Source organism: Sphingosinithalassobacter sp. LHW66-3 (assembly GCF_050703275.1).
Taxonomy (GTDB): domain Bacteria; phylum Pseudomonadota; class Alphaproteobacteria; order Sphingomonadales; family Sphingomonadaceae; genus Sphingomonas.
In genome coordinates, this window is record NZ_CP193482.1 from 1496546 (window position 1) to 1520062 (window position 23517).

Sequence of the window (23517 nt, forward strand, 5' to 3'; positions counted from 1 at the left end):
CGGTCAGGCAGCCTGCGAGAGCTCGCCGTCGCCCGCGGCGGCCTCGAGCAGTCGGCGCTCGACAGCCTTCAGCCGCGGCCCGGCGACGATCTTGTCGCCGATCAGGTCGGTCACATAGAAAGTGTCGACCGCGCGTTCGCCATAGGTGGCGACATGCGCCGAACGGATCGTCACTTTCGACTGAAACAAAGCGCGCGCGAGGTGATAGAGCAGCGCCGGCCGGTCGCGCGCATTCACTTCGATCACCGTGAACCGGTTCGATGCCTTATTGTCGATCAGCACGTTCGGCTCGATCGTGAACGTGTGCTGGCGCGGATGCGGCAGCGGCTTCGTCATCAGCCGCTCGCTCAGCCGCGCCCGGTTGGCAAGCGCGTCGGCGATCCCCGCCTTCAGCCGCGCGAGCTGCGTCTCGTCGCCGAACGGTCTGCCGAAGGGGTCCTGCACCAGCAGATTGTCGAGCGCGAGCCCGTCGCGCGTCGTGTGGATGCGCGCATCGATGATGTTTCCGCCGGCGGCATGGATCGCCCCGGCGATGCGATAGAAGATGCCCGGATGGTCGGCGGCATAGACCGTCACCAGCGTCGCGCCGCGATCAGGATAGACCTGCGCCTCGACCGTCAGCTGCGCGTCGCCGGCGCCGTCGATCAGCCGCGCATTGCGCTCCAGAACATCCTCGGGCTCGGCGATCCAATAGGGTTCGGGCAGCCGCTCGACGATCCGCTCGATCCGCGGCGCTTCCCAGTTCAGCCGCTCCGCCAGCGCCCGCTGCTTCGCCGCAATCCGCTCGCTGCGACCCTTCTGTGCATGGCCAAGCCGCAGCACCTCCTCCGCCGCCTCGAACAAATTGGTGAGCAGCTGACGCTTCCAGCTATTCCACACCCCCGGGCCCACCGCGCGGATGTCCACCACCGTCAGCACCAGCAGCATGCTGAGCCGCTGCGGCGACTGGACCGCCGAGGCGAAGTCGAGGATCGTCTTGAAATCGGCAAGATCGCGCTTGAAGGCAGTCGCCGACATCAGCAGATGATAGCGCACCAGCCACGCGACCGTTTCGGTCTCCGCCTTGGTCAGTCCCAGCCGCGGGCACAGCCGCTGGGCCACTTCGGCGCCGAGCACCGAATGGTCGCCGCCGCGTCCCTTGGCGATATCGTGCAGCAGCACCGCGACATAGAGCGCGCGCCGCGAGACGATCTGCCCGAAGATCTCGGTTGCGACCGGATGGTCGTCCTTCAGCTCGCCGCGCTCGATCCTGCTGAGCAGCCCCACTGCCCGGATCGTATGCTCGTCCACCGTGAAATGATGGTACATGTCGAACTGCATCTGCGCGACGACACGGCCGAAATCGGGAACGAAGCGGCCGAACACGCCTGCTTCGTTCATCCAGCGCAGCACCGTCTCCGGATCGCGCGGGCTCGTCAGCACGTCGAGGAACAGCGCATTGGCGCGCGGGTCGTCGCGCGTGTCGTCGACCAGCTTGGCGTCACGGTTGGCGGCCCGCATCGCGAGCGGATGAATTTCCAGCCCGTGCAGGTCCGCAAGCTGGAAGATCTCGATCAGCCGCACCGGATCGGCTTGGAAGAACAAGTCGTCCGGCAGCGCCAGCCGCCCGCGATCGAGCACGAAGCCCTTCAGCTTGGCCGGGGCGCGTTTCAGTCGCGGCAGGCCGAAGCGGCGGCCGCGCGCCGCATATTTCTCGTCGAGATGCGCGAGGAACAGGCCGGTGAGGTCGCCCACCTTCTTCGCCTGCAGGAAATAGAAGTGCATGAACCGCTCGACCTTCGATTTCCCCGGGCGGTCGGCATAGTTCATCCGCTCGGCGATCTCGCGCTGCAGGTCGAAGGTCAGCCGGTCCTCGGCGCGGCCGGTGATCAGGTGGAGATGGCAACGCACCGCCCACAGGAAATTCTCGGCGCGCCGGAACTGGCGGTATTCCAGCTTGCTCAGAAGCCCCGCTTCGACCAGCTCGGCAGGCTCGCGCACGCCATTGGCATATTTGCCGATCCAGAAGAGCGTGTGCAGGTCGCGCAACCCGCCCTTGCCTTCCTTCACATTGGGCTCGACGACATAACGACTGTCGCCCATCCGCTTGTGCCGCTGGTCGCGCTCGGCGAGCTTCTGTGCGATGAAATCGCGGGCGCTGTCGGCCTGCACCTCCGCCTTGAAGCGCCGCGCGGCCTCGTCATAGAGCTCGGTATCGCCCCAGACGTAGCGCGCCTCGAGCAGCGCCGTGCGCACCGTCACGTCGCTCTTCGCCTGCCGCACCATCTCGTCGAGCGATCGAGTCGAATGGCCCAGCTTCAGCTGCATGTCCCACAGCGAATAGAGGATCGATTCGATCACCTGCTCGGACCAGCCGGTGACTTTCCACGGTGTCAGAAAGCCGATGTCGACGTCCGAGTGCGGCGCCATCTCGCCGCGGCCATAGCCGCCGACCGCGATCAGCGTCATCCGCTCGGCGGCGGTCGGGTTGCTGTTGGGATAGAGCCGCTCGACCGTGAAGTCCCACAGCAGCCGCAGGATCTGGTCGGTCAGGAACGCGCCCGCCGCCGCCGCGCGATGGCCCCGCGTGGGATGCTCCGCCAGCCGCCGCGCGATCTCGGCGCGGCCCGCATCCAGCGCCGTGCGCAGCCGTGCCGTCGCGGCCTGGCGCAGCGCCGCGGTGTCGCCCGCCTCGAGCGAAGCCAGCGACTCGCGCACGGCGCGCCGATCGATGATGGCGCGGCGGTTTGGCAGCGAATCGAAGCGTCCGGACATGTCCGGGACATAGGGGCGGTGGCGGCGCGGTGCCAGCCGCCCCCGGATGGCGGACCTCAGTCGGGCTTCTTCGCGACGCCCACCAGCGCCGGGCGCAGCAGCCGGTCGCGGATCATGTATCCGGACTGGATTTCCTGCACCACCGTCCCCGGCTCGGCATCATCGCTCGGCACTTCGAGCATCGCCTGGTGCCGGTTCGGATCGAGCGGCTCGCCCATCGCGGCGACTCGCGAAATGCCGTGGCGCCCGAACACCGCGTCGATCTCGCGGCCGGTGGCTTCCAGGCCCGAGACCAGCCCCTTCATCTTTTCGTTCTCGCGAAGGTCGGCGGGAATCGCCGAAAGCGCGCGGCTCAGATTGTCGGCGACCGAGAGGATGTCGCGCGCGAACTGAGTCACGGCATAGGCGCGCGCGTCCTCGGCTTCCTTCTCGGCGCGGCGGCGGACGTTCTGAGTCTCGGCGCGCGCATAGAGCACTGCCGAGCGCGCTTCGGCCAGCTCGGTCTCCAGCGCGCCGATCCGGTCGTGCTCGGCAACTTCGGGAGCCGCTTCGGCGGTCTCGTCGCGCAGCGTCTCGCTGTCGTTTACGTCGGTCGTGTCCGACTTTTCCTGATCGATCATGTGTTCCTGTTTTTCTGCGTCAGGCCAGCAATCTGGCCAGCGTTGATGCCGTGAAATCCACCATGGGGACGACGCGGGCATAGTTCAACCGAGTAGGCCCGATGACACCCACCACGCCCACGACGCGCCCGTCGAGCGCGCGCACGGGCTTGGCGATCACCGACGAACCGGACAACGCGAAGAGCTTGTTTTCCGATCCGATGAAGATGCGCGTCGCGTCGCCTTCGCGGGCGCTGTCGAGCAGCCGGGCGATCTCCTGCTTGCCTTCCAGCTCGTCGAGCAGCTGGCGGACGCGCTCGAGATCCTCGGCGGCGCCTTCGTCAAGCAGCCGGGCCTGGCCGCGCACGATCAGCACCGGGCGGCTGTCGCCGTCCTCGCTCCAGATCGCCAGTCCGCGTTCGACCAGCGTCCGCGCCGCGCTGTCCAGCGCCGCCCGCTCGTCGCGGATCTGGCGCTCGATCCGCGCGCGCGCCTGGCTGAGCGTCAGCCCGCCCAGCGTCGCCGAAAGATAATTGGCGGCTTCGTTCAACGCGTCGGGGCGCATCCCGGGCGGCAGATCGACGACCCGATTCTCGACCGAGCCGTCGTCGCCCACCAGCACCGCGAGCGCGCGATCCTCGCTCAGCGGCACGAAGCCGAACTGGCGCAGGATCGGCTCCTTCTTCGGCACCATGACGAGCCCCGCGCAGGCCGAGAGGCCCGACAGCGCGGCGGTCGTGTTCGCCAGCGCCTCTTCGATCGGCCCCGCCTCGCCCGCGCGCGACTCGATCGCGGCGCGCTCGTCGGCGGTCGGCTCGCTCGCCTGCATCATCCCGTCGACGAACAGCCGCAGCCCGCTTTCGGTGGGAAGCCGCCCCGCGCTGGTATGCGGCGCGGCGAGCAGCCCCAGCTCCTCGAGGTCCTGCATCACGTTGCGGATCGAGGCCGGCGACAGGTTGAGCCCGGAGATCTTCGAGATCGTGCGCGACCCCACCGGCGCGCCGCTGTCGAGATAGGATTCGACCACGATGCGAAAGACGTCGCGGGCACGGTCGGTCATCTCGTGGATCGGAGGCGTACTCATGGCCATGATGTAGGCGCGGCGAGCGGCGTCCGCCAAGGGCTGCCGCGCGCCGCGCCGGAGCGTTGCGCGCTGCGGACGTCAGGGCTGCTCGCCGATGAACCTCTCGATCGGCAGCAGCTCGGGCGCCTGGCCCAGCGCATCGGCGATGTCGCTGTTCTGCTCCGCGGTGCACCCGAAGTAGAAATAGAGGTTCTGGCTGTCGCCGATCGGGCGGGTCCAGGTCACTTCGGCGCTCGGCATGTCGGTCGCCACCTGCTCGCAGTTCGGCTCGCCATGGGCGTAGCGGACCGTGCCGGTCTCCGGGCGATAGGGCGCCAGCTTCGCCTTGAACGCGGCATATTGATCCGCGGTCAGCGTGAAATCGCGCTCGCCGGTCACTGCGGTGTTGCGGATGCCGTTGAAGGTGCCGGTCCCGTCGGGGCGTACCGTCACCGAATAGACGGGGCAGAGGCCGAAGCAGGGGCCGGTCTCGTAGGTGATCGATTCGCTCTCCACCGGGATCGGCGCGCCCACGGGTGCCTCGGGGGCCCGGCTCGTGGTGCAGCCCGCCAGCGCGAGCGCGGTCAAACCCACTGCAATCAAACGCATCATCATTCCTCCCTTTTCGCAGGATCGCCCGGCCGCACTGGCGCGTTCGCCCCATCGCCGCTAGGTCCCGCACCAAACCTTACAGGAGACTGAAGCATGCGCCCATCCGGCCGCGCCCCCGACGAAATGCGGGCGATCACGATCGAGCCTCATTTCACGCGCCACGCCGAGGGCTCGGTCCTGATCGGCTTCGGCGATACCCGGGTGCTGGTGACCGCCTCGGTAGAGGAGCGGCTGCCGCCCTGGCTGCGCGGCAAGGGCGAAGGCTGGGTCACCGCCGAATATGGCATGCTCCCGCGCGCGACTCACACGCGCGGCAATCGCGAGGCGGCAAAGGGCAAGCAATCGGGCCGCACCCAGGAAATCCAGCGTCTGATCGGCCGCTCGCTCCGCGCGGTCACCGATCTCAAGCTGCTCGGCGAGCGCCAGATCACGCTCGACTGCGACGTGATCCAGGCCGATGGCGGCACGCGCACCGCGGCGATTTCGGGCGCCTGGGTGGCGCTGCGGATCGCAGTCGACAAGTTGCTGGCGCAAGGCGCGCTGGCCGAGAACCCGATCCGCGACCAGGTCGCGGCGGTGAGCTGCGGCATCTATCAGGGCACGCCGGTGCTCGACCTCGATTACGACGAGGATTCGAACGCCGACGCCGACGCCAATTTCGTGCTGCTGGGCGACGGTCGCATCGCCGAGGCGCAGGCGACCGCCGAAGGCGCCTGCTACGACGAGGAAGGGCTGCTGCGCCTGCTCCGCCTCGCGCGCATCGGCTGCAACGACATCTTCGCCGCGCAGAAGAAGGCTGTCGGCGGATGACCGGTCCGAATGAAGGCATCGGCGGCGATGCGCCGCAGGCGATCCGCAAGCTCCAGCCCGGCAGGCTCGTCATCGCCAGCCACAATTCCGGCAAGGTGCGCGAGATCGCCGAGCTGCTTGGCCCCTATGGCATCGCGCCGGTGTCGGCGGCCGAACTCGACCTGCCCGAGCCGGAAGAGACCGGCACCAGCTTCGTCGCCAATGCCGAGCTGAAGGCGCTCCAGGCGGCCGACCTCTCGGGCCTTCCCGCACTGGCCGACGACAGCGGCCTGTGCGTCGAGGCGCTGGGCAACGAGCCCGGCATCTTCTCGGCGCGCTGGGCGGGTCCGGCACGCGACTTCAACGTCGCGATGAGCCGAGTCGAGCGTCGGCTCGAACAGCTCGGGCCGGAAACGCCGCGCGATGCGCACTTCATCTGCGCGCTCGCGCTCGCCTGGCCCGACGGCCATGTCGAATGGTTCGAGGGCCGCGTCGATGGAACGCTCGTCTGGCCGCCGCGCGGGACGCGGGGTTTCGGCTATGATCCGGTGTTCCTGCCGAACGGCGAGGAACGGACCTTCGGCGAAATGGACCCGGCGAAGAAGCACGGCATGAGCCACCGCGCCGATGCCTTCCGCCAGCTCGTGGCGGCGGTTCTCGACTGACCAGGCGCGTTATCCCCGGATTTCCGTGCGTTAACCCTCTTCGCTCGGGAACCTCGCACCCGCAGCTTCGCTGGCGCTTCAGCTATCCGGGCGAGGGAGAGGATCATGGGATCGATGCGACGCTTCGCGACACTGCTGGAGCATCTGGCGGAGGATGAGCGCGCGGCGGTGCCGGTCGCGCCGGTCGACTGCGACCCCGGGGATGCCAAGGCCGAACCCGCGTCCGCTCCGGTGGACCGCTCCGGCAGGAAGCCGCGCGGCGGCCCCGTGAGGGGCGCTGGAGGAGCCTGACCGCGGCTGCGGAAAATGGTGGACAGGGCTGGATTCGAACCAGCGTACGGGAAACCCGGGCAGATTTACAGTCTGCTGCCTTTAACCACTCGGCCACCTGTCCATGGGAGCCGCTTGTCGAGCGAGCGGCGTCCAATGCCGATGCGCGCGCCGCCTGTCAACGCCGCAGCGCGCACTTGCGCCGCCATCGGCTCGCGAATAGCGTCCGCGCCGATCGAACGCTTCACCTTCAAGGAGTTCCATGCGCGCTCTCGCACTCGTCCTCGCGGCCGCCGCCCTGGCCGCCCCGCTTTCCGCCACGGCCCAGCAGGTCGACCGCAGCCAGACCGCACGCATCCTCGCCGAAGGCACCAGCCAGTCCGAAGTGATGCGGATCGCGCAATATCTCACCGATGTGATCGGGCCGCGGCTTACCAACTCGCCCGGCATGCGCACGGCTGAGGACTGGACCGCCGCCAAGTTCCGCGAATGGGGGCTGTCGAACGTCCACAAGGAAGGATTCGAGTTCGGCCGCGGGTGGTGGGCGGAGCGCTACAACGGCCGCATGATCACGCCGCGGATCGACGAGCTCTCGGTCGTTCCGGTCACCTGGACGCCGGGCACCGGCACGCCCGTCGCCGGCGAGGCGGTCTATGCTCCGATCGACAGCGCCGGCGATTTCGACGCGTGGCGCGGCAAGCTGGCGGGCAAGATCGTGCTCCTCAGCGAGCCCGAGGAGCGCCCCGATCCGACCGAACCTGCCTTCCGCCGCTGGACCGACGAGCAGCTCGCCGAGTTCAACAGCTACGCAATCCCGAACTACAGCCCGAACCGTGGTTCGGCGCGGGTCGGCGCGAGGAGCTTCGCTGCGCAGCGCGACGCGTTCCTGAAGGAAGAGGGTGCGCTCGCGGTCGTCACCATATCCTATCGCGACGGCAATCTCCTCCACGGCAGCGGCTACACCTTCGGCACGGGTGAAACCCCGTCGATGCCGACCTTCGAAATGGGCGCGGAGGACTATCGCCGCACTGTCCGGCTGATCCGGATGGGCGCCGCGCCGCAGCTCGAGCTCAACAGCGTCGTCCATTTCGACGACAGCGACACCCAGGCGTACAATGTCATCGCCGACATCCCCGGCACCGACCGGAACGCCGGCTATGTCATGGCGGGCGCGCATCTCGACAGCTGGGCCGCGGGCGACGGCGCGGCGGACAATGCGGCCGGTTCGGCGATGGTGATGGAGGCCGCGCGGATCATCCGTTCGCTCGGCATCCGCCCGAAGCGCACGATCCGCTTCGCGCTGTGGAACGGCGAGGAGCAGGGCCTGCTCGGGTCGATGGATTATGTCGAGCGCCACATCGCCTCGCGCCCTGTGGACCCGAGCCTCACCGGCATCGCGCGCTACATGGGCTGGCGCAATGCCTGGCCGCTCGCCAAGCAGGCCGACTACGACCGGCTCGTCGCCTATTTTAATCTCGACAACGGCTCGGGCCGGATTCGCGGCATCAACGCCCAGGGCAATCCCGCCGTGGTGCCGATCTTCGAGGAATGGCTCCGCCCGTTCGAATCGCTGGGCGCCACGCAGGTGGCGATGCGCAGCGTCGGCGGCACCGATCACGTCTTCTTCGACGCGGTGGGCATCCCCGCCTTCCAGTTCATCCAGGATCCGCTCGATTACGGCAGCCGGCTGCATCACACCAACGTCGACACCTTCGATCATCTGAAGGCCGACGATCTGCGGCAGGGTGCGGTCATCCTCGCTGCCTTCCTGATCCAGGCCGCCAATGCCGATGCGCCGCTGCCGCGCGTCCCCTTCCCGCGCGAGCCAAATGCCTCCGACGGCTTTTATCCCTTCCCCGCGGCGGACGCAGGCCACTGATGGCGCGGCGCGGCCACCGTCCCTCGCAGGCGCCTGCCTCGCGCCCGCGCTTCTACGGGCGCCATGCCGTGCTCGCGGCGCTGGCGAATCCGGAGCGGCGCGTGCGCAAGATCTGGGGCACGCGGGAGGCGCTGGGCGCGCTCGATCTGCCGCCGGTGATTCCGATCACCTATGCCGATGCGGCCGACCTCGGCCGGCTGGTGCCCGGCGATGCGCCGCATCAGGGGCTAGTCGCCGAAGTCGATCCGCTCGAGGACATCTGGCTCGGTGATCTGCTCGAACAGGGCGCGCGCGATCGCCGCCCGCTGGTCGTGCTCGATCAGGTCACCGATCCGCACAATGTCGGCGCGGTGCTGCGCTCGGCTGCGGCGTTCGACGCGCTGGGCATCGTCACGCAGGATCGGCACGCGCCGCCCGAATCGGGGGCGCTTGCACGTTCGGCCTCGGGTGCGCTCGAAATCGTGCCCTGGGTGCGGGTGGTGAACCTGTCCCGCGCGCTCGGCGAGATCGCCGAGGCGGGGTTCTGGCGCGTCGGCCTGACGGGGCATGTCGAAGCGACGCTCGCCGAGGCGATCGGCCGCGAAGGACGCATCTGCCTGGTCTTGGGCGCCGAAGGCGAAGGCATGCGCCAGAACACCGAGGCGCATTGCGACCTGCTGGCGAAGCTCCCGATCTCGCCCCGAGTCGAAAGCCTCAACGTCTCGAACGCCGCGGCGATCGCGCTCTATGCCGTGGCGACTCGGCCCACGGTGCCGCAATGAACCGGCCGGACTGAAGCGCCTCAATCCTCTTCGGCGATCGTCACTTTCAGCCCGTCCAGCTCGTCGGTGAATGGGATCTGGCACGACAGCCGCGAGCGTTCGTCGCGGTCGGCCGAGCTGTCGAGCAGATCATTCTCGTCGTCGCTCATCGGCGGCAGTTTGGCCGCAAATTCCGGGTCGACATGGACGTGGCAGGTGGCGCACGAGCAGCAGCCGCCACACAGCGCGAGCAACTCGTCGAAGCCGTTGTCGCGGATCACTTCCATCACCGAAAGGCCCACGTCGCCCGTGACTTCGCGTTCTTCCCCATCCCGTGTCACGACGATAAGCTTCGGCATGCCAGTCTCCTTTGTCGTCGGCTCCCATGCCGCCGATCCCCTTGCATTTCAAGGATGGCGCCGATGGGCCTGACTGCCGAACAGCTGCGCGCATCGCTCGATTCGCTGGGCGGGATCGAGCCGGGTTTCGCCGCCGCGCTCGCCGCCGCGGGCTATCCCGAGCCGCGCATCCGCGAACCCGGCTATGCCACGCTGCTGCGCACGATCGTCGGCCAGCAGGTGAGTGTGGCCGCCGCCCGGTCGATCTGGGGCAGGGTGGAAGCCGCGGTGGGCGATGCCGAGGATCCGGCTGCGATCCTCGCGACTTCGGAAGAGGCATTGCGTGCCGCCGGTCTCAGTCGCCAGAAGATCGCCTATGCCCGCAGCCTCGCCGAGGAAGTGGCGAGCGGGCGGCTCGATTTCGCCGCGCTTCCGCGGGACGACGAGGAAGCGATCGCCGCGCTCACCCGGGTGAAGGGCATCGGCCGCTGGTCGGCGGAAATCTACCTGCTGTTCGCCGAGGGGCGGGCGGACATCTGGCCCGCCGGTGATCTCGCGGTGCAGATCGCGGTCGGCCGGATCCTCGGCCATGGCGCCCGCCCCACCGAACGGCAGGTTCGCGCGCTGGCCGAACCGTGGCGGCCGCATCGCGGCGCGGCGGCGATCTTCGCCTGGCACCATTACGGCTTCGAGAAGACGCGAGCGAAGGACGGGCCGGAGCTCAGCCCGCTCTGAGACCGTCGAGCCCCACCGCCACTGCCCCCAGCGGCCCTGCCATGCCTCCCAGACCCGGCGGCCCCAGCCGCGAATCGAGCTCGGCGGCATAGGCCGCAAGCGAGCCATAGCCGCCGATGCTTTCGGCCAGCCGCCGCCGCAGCGGCCCGAACAGATGCGGCCGCGCATTGAGCACACCGCCGCCGATCGCGATCCGCTGCGGCGCGAAGGTGACGACCAGATTGTGCACCAGCCCAGCGAGGTCGTGGACGAACAAATCCCAGTGCGGCCCCGCTGCGGGCAGTTCCTCGCCCGCGCATCCAAACCGCTCGGCCAGCGCCGGGCCCGAGATCAGCCCCTCGACGCAGTCGCCGTGAAAGCGGCACCAGCCGGGAAAGGAGTCGCCGGGCGCACGGGGCACGCGCATGTGGCCTGCCTCGGCATGGGCAACGCCCTGGACCGGCGCACCGCCGGTGACGATGCCGACGCCCACGCCGGTGCCGATGGTGATGTAGAGGTGGCTCGTCATCCCCCGCGCCGCGCCCCAGCGCCCCTCGGCCAGCGCGGCGCCGTTGACGTCGGTCTGGATCGCGACCGGCTTGCCGTACCGCCGCTCCAGCCGCCGCACGAGATCGGTGCCGGTCCAGCCCGGCTTGGTGGTCGCCGTCACCGATCCGAAATCGGGCCGGGCGGGATCGAGTTCGATCGGCCCGAAGGCGGCGACGCCGATCGCATCGAACTGCCAGCCGTCGAGCAGCGCCTCGATCGCGCCGAGCGTCGTCTCCGGGTCGCGAGTCGCGATCCGCTGCTGCGCACGCACATCCTCCGGCCCGCGCGCGAGCAGCGCGACGCATTTTGTCCCGCCCAGTTCGAGCCCGGCGATCAGCGGCGCGGCGCATTCCATCGCAACGCGCTACCCCGAGTCGCGCACACGACAAAGCGCGCAGCGGCGAAAACTTCGCCGCGGCGCTCAGGGGGAACCCGGGGGTCAGGCGTCGCCGTGCGGCCTGGGATCGCGATCGGTAATGCTGACCAGCGCCAGAACGGCCATGAAGGCGAGCATCGCCCCGGCCACGAGATAGAGGAAGTTGCTTCCGATCAGATCGAGCATCGCTTGGCTCCTGCTGTGTTTCAGCAGAAGTGCGACCGGCCGGCCGGCGGTTCGTTGATCGCGATCAAAGCCGCGCCGGGCCCGAAGGGCCATGCGCGTGGCCATGCATCGATATTTGCCCGATCTCGCCGCGCAGAGCGTCCCGCGCTATACCAGCTACCCCACCGCCGTCGCCTTCGCGCCCGGCATCGGCGCTGCCGAGCAAGTGGCGGCGCAACAGGCGATCGCCCCCGGAACGCCGGTCTCGCTCTATCTGCACATCCCCTATTGTCACGAGATCTGCTGGTATTGCGGGTGCAACACCGGCGCGACCGGTCGGCCGGACCGGGTCTCGGCCTATCGCGACGCGCTGCTGCGCGAGATTGAAACGGTGGGCGCGCGCGTGCGCGGCACCGCCGTCAGCGTTCACTTCGGCGGCGGCAGCCCCAATGCGCTGGCCCCGGCCGACTGGGCGGAGATCGCCGCGGGGCTGCGCAGCGCGTTCGACATCGCGCCGCACGCCGACTGGGCTGCCGAGCTCGATCCGCGCACGCTTTCCGCCACCGATGCCGAGGCGATCGCCGCCGCCGGCATCGGCCGCGCGAGCCTGGGCGCGCAGACCTTCGCGCCGCACATCCAGCACCGGATCAACCGCATCCAGCCGTTCCGCACCGTCGCCCAGGCCGCCGCCGATCTGCGTGCCGCCGGAGTGGCGCGGATCAACCTCGACCTGATGTACGGCCTGCCCGACCAGCGGCTCGACGACATCGCGGCCACCGTGGCTCAGGCGCTCACGCTGCGGCCCGATCGAGTCGCGATGTTCGGCTATGCGCATATGCCGCGCATGCTCCCGCGCCAGCGAATGATCGATTCGGCCCGCCTGCCCGATGCCGAGGCGCGCTTCTGGCAGAGCGCGCTGGCGCACGACCTGATGCTCGAGGCCGGCTATCGCGCGATCGGCTTCGATCACTTCGCGCTGCCCGGCGACAGCATCGCCCAAGCCGCGCGCGAAGGCCGGCTGCGGCGCAACTTTCAGGGCTTCACCGACGATCCGGCGACGACGGTGATCGGCCTCGGCGCCTCGGCGATCAGCCAGTTCGACACGCTGTTCGTGCAGAACGAGAAACACTCCGGCCGGTATCGCATGCTCGCCGGCAATGGCGCGCCCGCGGGCGCGCGCGCGCGCGCGCGCCGGCGATCGCCTGCGCGGTGCCGTGATCGAACGGCTGCTGTGCGACGGCACCGTCGATGTCGCCGCCGTCGCCGCCGCGCATCGCCAGCCGGTCGAGGCGCTGGCCGAGTCGCTTCCCGTGCTCGCACCGCTGGTCGAGGCCGGGCTCGTCGCAGTCGAAGGATGGCACGTCACCGTGCTGCCCGCCGGCCGCCCCTACGCCCGGCTCGCCGCCGCCGCGTTCGACGCCTATCGCGCGCCGGCTGCCGATCGGTTCAGCCGCGCGGTCTGAGCGATCCGTACACTTCCCGATATTCGGCTCGGCACGCGCCTCCTACCCCTCTCCTGAACCCAAGGAGGCGGACATGAAGAATGTGTTGCTGCTGATTCACGATGATCGCGGACAGGAGGCCCGGCTACAGGCGGCGCTCGATCTCACGCGTGCGCTGGGCGGCCATCTCAAGTGTCTCGACGTGTCGATCCTGCCGGTGATGATCGAGGACTATGTGCCGACCGGCGGCGCGGCGATGATCGTGGAGTCCGAGCGCGAGCGCGAAAGCGAAAATCGCATCCGCACCGAGGCACGGCTCGCCAACGAGGACGTGCCCTATGACTGGACCGACGTGACCGGCGACCCGGCCTTCGCGCTGCGCCAGGCGGGTGCGCTCGCCGATGTCATCGTCGTCAATCGCCATCTCGCCGGACTGCATTTCCCCGACATGCGCGAAATCGCGGGCGAATTGCTCGTCACTGCCGACACGCCCGTCCTCGCCGTGCCCGAGGAGGCGCGCGGGTTCGACGCCTGCGGCCATGCGCTGGTCGCCTGGGACGGATCGAAAGAGGCGGAGGAAGCACTGCAGGTGGCGGTGCCGCTGCTCGCCCTCGCCGAGAACGTCACGCTCGTCGAAGTCGACGACGGCTCGGTGCGCGTTCCCGCCGCCGAGGCGGCGCGCTATCTGGCGCGGCACGGAATCGAGCCGGTGGTTCGCCGGGTCGAAGCCGGCGGTCGCCGTGCCGGCGACGTGCTGCTTGGCGAAGTGGTCAATCAGCGCGCCGCCTATCTGGTGATGGGCGGCTATGGCCACAGCCGGATGGTCGAGGCGGTGTTCGGCGGCGTCACGCGCAAGATGCTGACCGAAAGCCCCGTGCCGCTGCTGCTCGCGCACTGACCGGCCGGAACGCGCGCCGTGACGCCTCCCACCGCTTCGCCCGAGCCGATTCGGCATCTGGTGGTGCTCGGCCACCCGTCGGAATCCAGCTTCAACCGTGCCGTCGCGGAAACCTATTGCGCGGCGGTACGCGAGGCGGGGCAGACGGCAACTCTGCGCGACCTGTATGCGCTGGGCTTCGATCCGCTGCTGAAGGCGTGGGAGAACCCCGGCGCGCCCGGAGTCGAATATGCGCCCGACGTTGCCACGGAAGTCGCGCTGCTGCGGGCGAGCGACGCCGTGGTCCTCGTCTATCCGATCTGGTTCGGCATGCCGCCCGCCATCGTCAAAGGCTATGTCGATCGCGTGTTCGGCGCCGGCTTCAGCGCAAAGGAAATCAAGAAGGGAGTCGCCAGCCCGCTGCTCGGCGGAAAGCGGCTGCTCAGCTTGTCCACCTCGGCGGCCACGCTGCCGTGGCTCGATGCGCGCGGCCAATGGCAGGCGCTGCGCCAGGCGTTCGACAGCTATCTGGTCGAGGCGTTCGGGATGCGCTCGGGCGAGCATGTGCATTTCGATGCGATCGTCGAGAATCTGCAGGAGCGCTACGTGTACGAGAACCTCGAGCGCGTGCGTGGCGCGGCGCAGACGCTGTGCGCCACGTTGCTCGACGACCGGCATCGCGCCACCGCGGCTGCGGCGCTGGCGCGAAGCGGCTCGCCCGGAGACGAGGGCGGCGACGCGTGATAGGCAGCGACGCATGATTCGCAGCCAGACATCGCAGCAGTGAACGACGCCGCCAGGCGACGCGCCGAGACGCTCGCCCGCTTCATCGAAGGCGCGACCGATCGGGCGCTGTTCCTGCTCGATCCGGACGGGACGATCGCCACCTGGAATCGCGGTGCCGAGCAGCTGACCGGCTGGACCGCGGAGGAAATCGGCGGTCAGCCGATCGCGCGGCTCTATCCCGATCCGGACCATGGCGGGGGCACGGCGGCGGAGGATCTGGCGGCGGCCGCGCGCGAGCGGCATACCCGCACCGAAGCGTGGCGGGTGCGCAAGGACGGCTCGGAATTTCTCGCCGATGTCTCGCTCACCGCGCTGTACGACGCCGATGGCGCGCTGCTCGGCTTCGGCCAGGTGCTGTACGACATCACCGACCGCAAGGCGGCCGAGCGCGCGCTCGAGCGCAATGCGCTGCACCTGCGCTCGATTCTCGCGACGGTTCCCGATGCGATGATCGTGATCGACGAACGCGGGATCATCCTGTCGTTCAGCGCCGCGGCCGAGCGGCTGTTCGGCTATGGCGAGGCCGACGTGATCGGGCAGAATGTCGCGATGCTGATGCCCTCGCCCGATCGCGAGCGGCACGATAATTACATCGCCCGCTATCTCGCTACCGGCGAGCGCCGGATCATCGGGATCGGGCGGATCGTCGTCGGCCAGCGCCGCGACGGCACCGATTTTCCGATGGAGCTGGCGGTCGGCGAAGCGAACACCGACGGACACCGCATCTTCACCGGCTTCATCCGCGACCTCACCGAGCAGCAGCGCGCCGAGCTGCGCGTCAAGGAGCTTCAGTCGGAGCTGATCCATGTCTCGCGCCTCTCGGCGATGGGCACCATGGCCTCCACGCTCGCGCACGAGCTCAATCAGCCGTTGACCGCCATCGCCAACTATCTCGAGGCGGGGCGCGACCTGCTCGGCGATCTCGCCGCCGAAGGCGAGACCGCGGCGATGCTGCGCGAGGCGATGGACGAATCCGCGCATGAGGCGCTGCGCGCCGGCAACATCGTCCGGCGCCTGCGCGATTTCGTCTCGCGCGGCGACGTCGAGAAGCGGGTCGAGGATCTGTCGCACCTGATCGACGAGGCCGGCCGCCTCGCGCTGATCGGCGCGAAGGAGCGCGGCGTGCGCGCCTTCTACGATCTCGATCTGGCGGCGGAGGCGGTGCTGGTCGACCGCGTGCAGATCCAACAGGTGCTGGTCAATCTGATCCGCAACGCGGTCGAGGCGCTTGCCGAATCGGAAACCCGCGACATCACGATCGCGACGGCTCCCGACGCGCGGGGCATGGTTCGCGTCTCGGTCGCCGATACCGGTCCAGGCCTCGCTCCCGGCATCGCGGCGACGCTGTTCCAGGCCTTCAACAGCACGAAGGATCGTGGCATGGGATTGGGCCTGTCGATCTGCCGAACGATCGTCGAGGCGCATGGGGGACGCATCTGGGCCGAAGCACGCCCCGGCGGCGGGACGATCTTTCACTTCACCGTCATGGGAGCGGAGGCCGATTAGCCGATGAGCGAAAAGCGAGTGATCCACCTCGTCGATGACGAGGACGCCATCCGGCGCTCGGCCGGCTTCATGCTGCGCACGTCGGGCTTCGAGGTGAAGACCTATCCGAGCGGAGTCGAGTTCCTCAAGGAAGCGAAGGCCGCCGATCCCGGCTGCATCCTGCTCGACGTGCGCATGCCCGAAATGGACGGGCTGGAGGTTCAGGCCGAGCTCAACGCGCGCGGAGTCGCGATGCCGGTGATCGTCCTCACCGGCCATGGCGACATCACCACCGCGGTGCAGGCGATGAAGGCCGGCGCAGTCGATTTCATCGAGAAGCCGTTCGAAAAGGCGACGCTGCTCGCCGCGATCGACATGGCGTTCCAGCGGCTCGAGCAGCGGCATGAGGCGTCGGCGTCCGAGCAGGAGGCGCAGGTGCGGATCGCCGGGCTCACCAACCGCGAGCAGGACGTGCTGCGCGGGCTGGTCCGCGGACATCCCAACAAGACGATCGCCTATGATCTGGGCATCAGCCCCCGCACGGTCGAAGTGCATCGCGCCAATGTGATGAGCAAGCTCGGCGTCCGCAGCCTCTCCGAAGCGCTGCGCATCGCCTTCGCGGCAGGTCTTCAGGGCGAGCCCGAGGAATAGCGCTCCCGCCGCGGCACCTTGGGAAGAACACGTAGCGACGCGCCGCCGTGCCGGGGGCAAGGTCGGCGCCTTCGGTACATGACAGGTCGCCATGCTTGCTCCCCAAACTGCCCGAACGCCGCACAGCGATGCGGAGCGCTGCCGCGTCCTGCTGGTCGAGGACGATGCCGGCGTCCGCCGCTCGATGCATCTGATGCTGCACGGCAGCGGCTATGAGGTGCGCTCCTATTCCGCCGCCGGGCCGCTGCTTTCCGATCCGGACATCCATGCCGCGCGCTGCCTGATCGCCGACTATCGCCTGCCGGACGGCGACGGGCTGGGCATCCGGCGCGCGCTGGCGCGGCTCGGCTGGCAGGGGCGCTCGATCCTCATCACGGCCTTTCCCTCGCTCACGCTGCGCGAGGCGGCACATGCCTGCGGCTATGACGTAGTGCTCGAAAAGCCGGTGCGGCAGCACGAGCTGATCGCGGCGATGCAGGGCGCCGCGCCCGCACCCGGCAACGCGGCCTGACGCCGGTGTATCTCCACACCGGCGACGCGGCGATCGCACCTCCCGCGGCTCCCTGTGCCGCCTGCCCGTCGCGCGATCGCTCGATCTGCGCCGGCCTCGACGCGCCGGTGCTGGGCGCGCTGTACCGCCTCGGCCGGACCGAAACGCTCCGCGCCGGCGAGACGCTGGTGTGGGAAAGCGACGAGACACTCGTCGTCGGCACTCTGCGCGAAGGGCTCATCAAGCTCACTGCCTCGCTCGGCGATGGCCGCGAGCAGATTCTCGGCCTCGCCTTTCCCGGCGATTTCGTCGGCCGTCCGTTCGGCGACCGCGCCGGACATTGCGTGACGGCGCTCACCGACGCAAAGCTCTGCGTCTTTCGCCGCACTGCGTTCGACGCCTTCGCGCGCGAGCATCCGCAGGTCGGGCACGCGCTCCTGGTCCGTACGCTCGACGAGCTCGACCGGGCGCGCCGCTGGATGCTGCTGCTCGGCCGCAAGAGCGCCGAGGAGCGAGTGGCCAGCCTCTTGCTCGAACTGGCGGAACGCAGCGGCACGTGCGACGGCGCGCGCGTCGCGCTGGAGATCACCCGCCAGCAGATGGCCGACCTGCTCGGCCTCACCATTGAGACTGTCAGCCGCAAGATCACGCGCCTCAAGTCCGATGGCGCGATCCGCCTGCACGGCCCGCGCGCCTTCGCGGTCGTCGATGCCGATGCGCTGTCCGCCCGCACCGGCGGCTGATTGGGCGCCGCCCGCACCGGCGGCTGAGCCCGCGCGCACCTAGAGCGTCTTGCGCAGCTTCAGGAAGAGCCACGGATCCCAGCGAGTCGCCCGCTCCTCGACGAACAGGATCGGCGTGGTGTCGCGTCGGCCGGCGTGCACTTCGCGGATGTTGCGCGTCAGCACGTCGTTGACGTTGCCCGCCTCCAGCCGGACGGTCAGCGTGCGCGACGGCTTCCACTGGACATACACCTCCAGCATCGGCTGCTGGATATAGCGGCGCAGCTCGCGCACACGATAGTTGCGCGTCCGCGCCACGTCGCAGCCATGCTCCACGCCCCAAGCCCAGCGGCCGTCGTCGATATCATGGTCGAAGCTGATCGAGCAGGCGAAGCCCAGCTGGCCCGAGATCCGCCGCTCCTCGCCGGTCAGCGGGTCGGTCGCGCGCGACCATTGCCAGCTCGTGCGTGCCTGCAGCAGCGCATCGTCGAGCCCCAGCCGGTCGAACGGCAGCGCGAGCGTGAGCTGAACGATCTCGCCGGTGCCCGATCCGATGTTCCCCACCGCGTCGAACCCGTCGACCAGCGGGATATAATCGATGATGTCCTCATAGATCAGCCGCTGCGCCAGCAGCGAGACCACGCCCTTCTGCCAGAAACGATATTCGTAGGCGGCATCGAACACCGTCGTTTGCTGCGGCACCAGATCGGCGTTGCCGCCCGCCACGGTGCCCAGATCGACATCGTTCGACGCGACGAAATCGTCGAAATCGAGCTGACTCACCACACGCTCGGCGCGCAGCCGCAGCTGGTGGCCGTCGCCGATCGCCCAGGTCGCCTGCACGCGCGGCTTCAGATAGAAGAAGGTTTCGGCGCTGTCGGTATCGCCGGTCTGCGCGATGCGCGACAGCTCGGCGCGCGTCCCCGCCTCCAGCGTCAGCCGCTCGGTGATGCGCCACGTCGCCTGCGCGAACCCTTCGCCGCGAAGCTCGCTCACGCGTACTGCGGCATTGGGCAGGTCCACCGCGATCGCGGCGCGGCGATAGCTCGTCACGCTGTCGAGGAAATTATAGGCGATCTCGCCTCCGCCCTCCAGCGCCCAGTCCTCCTCGGGCCGATAGCGCACGATTGCCCGGCCCGCGCTCTCCCCCGAATCCGATTCGAGCGCGAAATACGCGGCGCTGCCCGAGCTCAGCAGCGTATAGTCATAGGTGTAGCGGCCCAGCCGCTGGAGCGCCGTCAGCTCGATCTCGGCCTCGGTGCCGATCGGCTGTTCCCAGCGCGCGCCCAGCTCGCCGGTCCAGTCGCGCCCGAGTGAATCGGTGAATTCGTCGCTGCCGGCTCCGGCGAGCACGGTCACTGTCTGGCGGTTCTCCAGCGTGTTGAAATCGAACAGCCCGTTGATGCGCAGCTTGCCGCGCCCCACCGGGCGCTGGATCGATCCGCGCAGATTGATGTCGCGATAGCGATCCCACAGGTCGAGATCGGCCAGCTGGATCAGCCCCCCCGCCCCGTCGGTGCGCGTGCGCGTGCCGAAGCCGGTGCCGCCGGTGCGGTCGGTGGTGGCATAGAGCGCGAATTCGGTCTGGCGGTCGCCTTGCCGCCGCGAATAGGAAAGCCGCGCCTGCGGCCCGAATTCGGCACCGGGGTAGAGATAGCTGTTGAGTTCGATCGCCACTTCGCGCGTGACGGTCTGGCGCACCACCACATTCACCAGCACCGACTTGCCCTGCATGTCGATGCCCGGCGCGCCGCCGCGGATCAGCTCGATCCGCTCGACGCTCGCCGCCGGAATCCGGCTGAGCACTTCGTCGAGCCGGTCGCTCTTCGATGCCGGACGCGCGCCGTCGATCAGCACGTTGCCCGCGGCTCCCGCCAGTCCGCGCGTCGCCGTGTTGCCGAGGTCGAGCCCGAATCCGGGGACGCGGTTGACCATGTCGAGCGCCGTGTCGGGGCTCGAACTCGCGAAGAAATCGGGCTGATAGACGATCACGCCCTGGCGCTGCGGCGGCGACCCCTGCGCCGCTGCGCGCGCGGCTTCGCCCGGCGGAATGTCGGCATCCACAGGCACGCTGGGCGCATCCTGCGCGAACGCGGCGGACGGCGCCGCGATCAGCGCGGCCACCGCTGCCAAGGCGATACGCATCGACTCTGGTCTCCCCCTTGAAGACACCGCTTGGCACTTGGTGCACGCCTGCCGCCCCGAGCGCAGGCGCCGTGCGGCTCTGTCGGCCACGGCGTCTCCGGCGACGCTAGCCGATCGCGCGCTGCTTCGCCAGCACGGCGTGCGCCCGCGCCAACGCAAAAATCGCTGTCCTACATATAACCAGATGGGTTATCGCGAGTCGCTTTGCAGCATCAGGAGCGCAGCCATGACGATCGACCAGATCATCGACGATGTGATCGCCCGCGAAGGCGGCTATGTGAACCATCCCGCCGATCGCGGCGGCCCCACCTGCTGGGGGATTACCGAGGCGGTGGCGCGGCAGCACGGCTATGCCGGGCCGATGCGGAGCTTTCCGCGCGCCGAAGCCGCTGTCATCTACCGCCGGCTCTACTGGCTCCGGCCGGGGTTCGATCGCGTCGCCGAACGCGCGCCGCGTCTTGCCGCCGAGCTGTTCGACACCGGCGTCAACATGGGGCCTGCCGTCGCCGCGGGCTTTCTCCAGCGCGCGCTCAACGCGCTCAATCGCGGCGCCTCCGACTATTCCGACGTCGCGCTCGACGGCGTCGTCGGTCCCGCGACGCTCGCGGCGCTCGACGGCTATTTGCGCACGCGCGGCCGCAGCGGCGAGACGGTGCTGCTCAAGGCGGTCGAGGCGCTGCAGGGCGAACGCTACCTCCACCTCGCCGAGCGCCGCCCCGCCAACGAGGCCTTTCTCTACGGCTGGCTCGCCAACCGGCTGTCCGACCGCCTGGACTGAGTCACGCGCGCGGGCGCGCGCGCGCGTTGAGGTGCGACTTTAGTGCGACCTTCGGCGGAATCCCGCCATCTTTGAAAGGAGAACCAAATGGGTTTGCTTGACGGCATCATCGGCCCGATCGCCGGGCTGATCGACAGGATCATTCCCGATCCCGAGGCGCGCGATCGCGCCAAGCTCGAACTGCTCCGGCTCGAAAGCAGCCAGGAGCTCGAATCGATCCGCACCCAGCTTTCGGCGATCGTCGCCGAGGCGCAGTCGACCGATCCCTGGACCAGCCGCGCGCGGCCGAGCTTCCTCTATGTGATGTATGCGCTGCTGCTCTGGGCGATCCCGATGGGGCTGATCGCCGCGGTGCGGCCGGAGATGGCGCAGGGCATCGCCGCCGGCATGAACGCCTATCTCGCGGGCATTCCCGAGCCGCTCTACGCGCTCTTCGGCACCGGCTATCTCGGCTACACCGCCGCGCGCCAGTGGGGGAAGATCCGGGGCGTCGAACGCTAGCGGATCAGTGCGTGCGCCGCGCGGGGTCGCGGCGCCGCATTTCCAGCCAGGCGCGAAAGCCGCGCGGGCGCTGCGTCGCCGCTTCGTCCATCTCGTGCAACTGGGCCATGTCGCCGGCCATCGGCTGGGCCGGGACGTCGCGGACATCGATCCATTGACGCACCATTTCACCTCTCCCGCTCGCGGGCTTTTCGCCCACATCTTCCTTGTAGAGAGTTTGGATGAGCGAAGGATGAATCGCCGGGGGTTTGCGACGAACGCCACAAGGGCCATATCGCCGCCCATGAGCGACAAGTCAGCGGTGTGGCACGGCACCACGATTCTCTCCGTGCGCAAATCGGGCAAAGTGGTGATCGCCGGCGACGGCCAGGTGACGCAGGGCCATACGGTGATGAAACCCAATGCCCGCAAGGTGCGCCCGCTGGGCGACGGCAAGGTGATCGCCGGGTTCGCCGGCGCCACCGCCGACGCCTTCACGCTGTTCGAGCGGCTCGAGGCCAAGCTCGAGCGGCACCAGGGCCAGCTGCTGCGCGCGGCGGTCGAGCTCGCCAAGGAGTGGCGGACCGACAAATATCTGCGCAACCTCGAGGCGATGCTGATCGTCGCCGACAAGGACATCACGCTGATCGTCACCGGCAACGGCGACGTGCTCGAGCCCGAAGCAGGCATCGCCGCGATCGGATCGGGCGGCAACTATGCCCTGTCGGCCGCCCGCGCGCTGGTGGACTATGAGGCGGACGCCGAAAAGCTCGCGCGCAAGGCGATGGGCATCGCGGCGGAAGTGTGCGTCTACACCAATGACAATCTCACTGTGGAGCTGCTCGACAGCGAGAGCTGACCCGGCGGTTCGCTCCTGTGGCAGCGGAGGAGGCGGCATCCGTCACTCGGGCCTTGTGCCGCGGTCCATCGGGCAGCAAGCACCAGTGTGCCGCGGAACGGCGAATCCCGGAAGAGGTTCGGGAATGGCAGAGAGGCCGAGGAGGAGGGATCGTGCATCGCCCGCTTGACGCTGCTCCTGCCGCGACCGTCCCGATCGGCCGCAGGGCCTTCGCTGCCGGGCTCGGCGCGCTCGCCCTTCCCGGCTGCTCCGCCACGGCGGTCCGGCCGGGCACCGCATCGGCGCAGGCGGCCTGCCTGCGCCCGGTGAACGTCTCGCCCGATCGCGTCATCCGCACGGTCGCGGGGCTGCGCCCCTATCGCCGCTCAGGCTTCGTCGTCCGGCGCGAGGCGCTGGGCGACACCGCGCTGATCCATAATTATGGCCATGGCGGCTCTGGGATTACGCTCAGCTGGGGCACTTCGCGGCTTGCGGCCGATCTCGGCCTGCCCGGCCATCAGGGGCCGGTCGCGGTGCTCGGCTGCGGCATCGTCGGACTGACCACCGCGCGGCTGGTGCAGGAGGCCGGGTTTCCCGTCACCCTCTACGCGAGGGAGCTGCCACCCGAGACCACGTCGAACATCGCCGGCGGTCAGTTCGGCCCCTCCTCGCTGTTCGATCCCGAGTTCGTCGACGAAGCCTGGCGCGCCCAGTTCCTCGCGGCGCTTCACTATGGCTGGCGCCGCTTCCAGATCATGGTCGGCGACGACTATGGCATCCACTGGACGCCGACCTATGAGCATAGCGACGGCACCGCGCCGAATGCGGCGATGCGCCCCTTTCATCCCAATGGCCGCGTCCTCGGCCCGGGCGAGCACCCGTTCCCGAACACCCATATCTTCGCCTATGACACGATGTACGCCGAAACCGGGCGACTGCTGCGCCAGCTGATGCGCGACGTGCAGACCGCGGGCGGGCGGATCGAAGTCCGCGACTTCGCCAGCCGCGAGCAGGTGATGGCGCTGCCCGAAAAGCTGGTGTTCAACTGCACGGGGCTAGGCGCACATGCGCTGTTCGGTGACGAAGAGCTGATGCCGATCCGCGGCCAGCTCGCGATCCTGCTGCCGCAGCCCGAAGTGACCTACGCCTATCTCAGCGGGTCGCTCTACATGTTCCCCCGCGCCGACGGAATCGTGCTGGGCGGCACCTTCGAGCGCGGCCAATGGGACGCGACGCCGCAGCCCGACGCGATCGCCCGCATCCTCGATCGCCACGCCGCCGTGTTCGGCACCATGCCCTGCCCGGCTTGA

26 protein-coding genes and 1 tRNA gene are annotated in these 23517 nt (G+C 69.0%); 17 read left to right on the plus strand and 10 right to left on the minus strand.

Features of this window, described 5'->3' with window-relative positions; all coding sequences use genetic code 11:
* Positions 1 to 3: 3 nt before the first annotated feature.
* From ACQ450_RS07260 to ACQ450_RS07275, 4 genes are all read right to left on the minus strand, one after another.
* Complete coding sequence (locus ACQ450_RS07260) at positions 4 to 2754, minus strand: [protein-PII] uridylyltransferase (RefSeq protein ID WP_431471068.1); 2751 nt, start codon at positions 2752 to 2754, stop codon at positions 4 to 6.
* Between the two features lie 56 nt (positions 2755 to 2810).
* Positions 2811 to 3374, minus strand: coding sequence for a nucleotide exchange factor GrpE (gene grpE / locus ACQ450_RS07265; RefSeq protein ID WP_431471069.1), 564 nt, complete (start codon positions 3372 to 3374; stop codon positions 2811 to 2813).
* A gap of 19 nt (positions 3375 to 3393) precedes the next feature.
* Entirely contained in the window at positions 3394 to 4437 is a 1044-nt protein-coding gene (gene hrcA / locus ACQ450_RS07270) for a heat-inducible transcriptional repressor HrcA (protein WP_188055985.1), read from the minus strand.
* 78 nt (positions 4438 to 4515) lie between these two features.
* Positions 4516 to 5031, minus strand: a complete 516-nt coding sequence (locus tag ACQ450_RS07275) for a DUF6438 domain-containing protein (RefSeq protein WP_431471070.1) — start codon at positions 5029 to 5031, stop codon at positions 4516 to 4518.
* 90 nt (positions 5032 to 5121) lie between these two features.
* On the opposite strand from ACQ450_RS07275, the gene rph reads away from it, so the two are divergent.
* The 3 genes from rph (at position 5122) to ACQ450_RS07290 (ending at position 6773) form a co-directional block, all read left to right on the plus strand.
* Positions 5122 to 5838 carry a ribonuclease PH gene (gene rph, locus ACQ450_RS07280; protein ID WP_188055986.1) on the plus strand — a complete coding sequence of 239 codons (717 nt, stop codon included), beginning with the start codon at positions 5122 to 5124 and terminating at the stop codon, positions 5836 to 5838.
* Positions 5835 to 6482: an RdgB/HAM1 family non-canonical purine NTP pyrophosphatase gene (gene rdgB, locus ACQ450_RS07285; protein WP_431471071.1), complete on the plus strand. Its 648-nt coding sequence runs from the start codon at positions 5835 to 5837 to the stop codon at positions 6480 to 6482. Before rph ends, rdgB begins: the two co-directional genes overlap by 4 nt.
* Before the next feature lie 105 nt (positions 6483 to 6587).
* Positions 6588 to 6773: a hypothetical protein gene (locus ACQ450_RS07290; RefSeq protein WP_431471072.1), complete on the plus strand. Its 186-nt coding sequence runs from the start codon at positions 6588 to 6590 to the stop codon at positions 6771 to 6773.
* Between the two features lie 16 nt (positions 6774 to 6789).
* Here ACQ450_RS07290 and ACQ450_RS07295 read toward each other — a convergent pair.
* Positions 6790 to 6876: transfer RNA gene (locus tag ACQ450_RS07295), tRNA-Tyr, on the minus strand.
* 138 nt (positions 6877 to 7014) lie between these two features.
* Between ACQ450_RS07295 and ACQ450_RS07300 the strand changes: the two genes are divergently transcribed.
* Both ACQ450_RS07300 and rlmB read left to right on the plus strand, forming a co-directional pair.
* Positions 7015 to 8631, plus strand: coding sequence for a M20/M25/M40 family metallo-hydrolase (locus ACQ450_RS07300; protein WP_431471073.1), 1617 nt, complete (start codon positions 7015 to 7017; stop codon positions 8629 to 8631).
* Complete coding sequence (gene rlmB / locus ACQ450_RS07305) at positions 8631 to 9392, plus strand: 23S rRNA (guanosine(2251)-2'-O)-methyltransferase RlmB (protein ID WP_431471074.1); 762 nt, start codon at positions 8631 to 8633, stop codon at positions 9390 to 9392. The genes ACQ450_RS07300 and rlmB overlap by 1 nt, the downstream gene beginning before the upstream one ends.
* A 20-nt stretch (positions 9393 to 9412) precedes the next feature.
* On the opposite strand, the gene ACQ450_RS07310 is transcribed toward rlmB, so the two are convergent.
* On the minus strand, positions 9413 to 9730 hold the full coding sequence (locus tag ACQ450_RS07310) for a 2Fe-2S iron-sulfur cluster-binding protein (protein WP_188055991.1): 318 nt from the start codon (positions 9728 to 9730) through the stop codon (positions 9413 to 9415).
* A gap of 63 nt (positions 9731 to 9793) precedes the next feature.
* Between ACQ450_RS07310 and ACQ450_RS07315 the strand changes: the two genes are divergently transcribed.
* Entirely contained in the window at positions 9794 to 10444 is a 651-nt protein-coding gene (locus ACQ450_RS07315) for a DNA-3-methyladenine glycosylase family protein (protein WP_431471075.1), read from the plus strand.
* Here the strand turns inward: ACQ450_RS07315 and ACQ450_RS07320 are convergent.
* Positions 10431 to 11327 (minus strand): ROK family protein, encoded by an 897-nt coding sequence (locus ACQ450_RS07320; protein ID WP_431471076.1) that lies wholly within the window; start codon positions 11325 to 11327, stop codon positions 10431 to 10433. The genes ACQ450_RS07315 and ACQ450_RS07320 overlap by 14 nt on opposite strands.
* 84 nt (positions 11328 to 11411) lie before the next feature.
* Positions 11412 to 11639, minus strand: a complete 228-nt coding sequence (locus tag ACQ450_RS07325) for a hypothetical protein (RefSeq protein WP_431471077.1) — start codon at positions 11637 to 11639, stop codon at positions 11412 to 11414.
* Between ACQ450_RS07325 and ACQ450_RS07330 the strand changes: the two genes are divergently transcribed.
* The 7 genes from ACQ450_RS07330 to ACQ450_RS07360 all read left to right on the plus strand — a co-directional run bounded on the left by ACQ450_RS07330 (position 11638) and on the right by ACQ450_RS07360 (position 17987).
* Positions 11638 to 13053, plus strand: a complete 1416-nt coding sequence (locus ACQ450_RS07330) for a radical SAM protein (protein WP_431471078.1) — start codon at positions 11638 to 11640, stop codon at positions 13051 to 13053. The genes ACQ450_RS07325 and ACQ450_RS07330 overlap by 2 nt on opposite strands.
* Positions 13050 to 13853 carry a universal stress protein gene (locus ACQ450_RS07335; protein ID WP_431471079.1) on the plus strand — a complete coding sequence of 268 codons (804 nt, stop codon included), beginning with the start codon at positions 13050 to 13052 and terminating at the stop codon, positions 13851 to 13853. The genes ACQ450_RS07330 and ACQ450_RS07335 overlap by 4 nt, the downstream gene beginning before the upstream one ends.
* 18 nt (positions 13854 to 13871) lie before the next feature.
* Complete coding sequence (locus ACQ450_RS07340) at positions 13872 to 14576, plus strand: NAD(P)H-dependent oxidoreductase (RefSeq protein WP_431471080.1); 705 nt, start codon at positions 13872 to 13874, stop codon at positions 14574 to 14576.
* 39 nt (positions 14577 to 14615) lie between these two features.
* On the plus strand, positions 14616 to 16124 hold the full coding sequence (locus tag ACQ450_RS07345) for a PAS domain-containing sensor histidine kinase (RefSeq protein ID WP_431471081.1): 1509 nt from the start codon (positions 14616 to 14618) through the stop codon (positions 16122 to 16124).
* 3 nt (positions 16125 to 16127) lie between these two features.
* The gene (gene fixJ / locus ACQ450_RS07350; RefSeq protein ID WP_188055998.1) at positions 16128 to 16754 is read left to right on the plus strand and encodes a response regulator FixJ; all 627 of its coding nucleotides are present in this window, start codon (positions 16128 to 16130) and stop codon (positions 16752 to 16754) included.
* A 91-nt stretch (positions 16755 to 16845) separates the two neighbouring features.
* A complete protein-coding gene (locus ACQ450_RS07355) occupies positions 16846 to 17265 on the plus strand; it encodes a response regulator (RefSeq protein ID WP_431471082.1) in 420 nt (139 codons plus the stop codon).
* Positions 17266 to 17270: 5 nt separating this feature from the next.
* Positions 17271 to 17987, plus strand: coding sequence for a Crp/Fnr family transcriptional regulator (locus tag ACQ450_RS07360; protein WP_431471083.1), 717 nt, complete (start codon positions 17271 to 17273; stop codon positions 17985 to 17987).
* A gap of 39 nt (positions 17988 to 18026) precedes the next feature.
* Here the strand turns inward: ACQ450_RS07360 and ACQ450_RS07365 are convergent, their stop codons facing one another.
* Complete coding sequence (locus ACQ450_RS07365; RefSeq protein WP_431471084.1) at positions 18027 to 20111, minus strand: TonB-dependent receptor plug domain-containing protein; 2085 nt, start codon at positions 20109 to 20111, stop codon at positions 18027 to 18029.
* A gap of 226 nt (positions 20112 to 20337) precedes the next feature.
* Here ACQ450_RS07365 and ACQ450_RS07370 point away from each other — a divergent pair, with 226 nt between their 5' ends.
* Positions 20338 to 20889 (plus strand): glycoside hydrolase family 108 protein, encoded by a 552-nt coding sequence (locus ACQ450_RS07370; RefSeq protein ID WP_188056002.1) that lies wholly within the window; start codon positions 20338 to 20340, stop codon positions 20887 to 20889.
* An 87-nt stretch (positions 20890 to 20976) separates the two neighbouring features.
* The gene (locus ACQ450_RS07375) at positions 20977 to 21390 is read left to right on the plus strand and encodes a holin family protein (RefSeq protein ID WP_431471085.1); all 414 of its coding nucleotides are present in this window, start codon (positions 20977 to 20979) and stop codon (positions 21388 to 21390) included.
* Positions 21391 to 21394: 4 nt separating this feature from the next.
* Here ACQ450_RS07375 and ACQ450_RS07380 read toward each other — a convergent pair whose 3' ends face one another.
* Positions 21395 to 21556 (minus strand): hypothetical protein, encoded by a 162-nt coding sequence (locus tag ACQ450_RS07380; protein ID WP_188056004.1) that lies wholly within the window; start codon positions 21554 to 21556, stop codon positions 21395 to 21397.
* Between the two features lie 117 nt (positions 21557 to 21673).
* On the opposite strand from ACQ450_RS07380, the gene hslV reads away from it, so the two are divergent.
* Both hslV and ACQ450_RS07390 read left to right on the plus strand, forming a co-directional pair.
* The gene (gene hslV / locus ACQ450_RS07385; RefSeq protein WP_431471086.1) at positions 21674 to 22228 is read left to right on the plus strand and encodes an ATP-dependent protease subunit HslV; all 555 of its coding nucleotides are present in this window, start codon (positions 21674 to 21676) and stop codon (positions 22226 to 22228) included.
* A gap of 152 nt (positions 22229 to 22380) precedes the next feature.
* Complete coding sequence (locus tag ACQ450_RS07390) at positions 22381 to 23517, plus strand: FAD-dependent oxidoreductase (protein WP_431471087.1); 1137 nt, start codon at positions 22381 to 22383, stop codon at positions 23515 to 23517.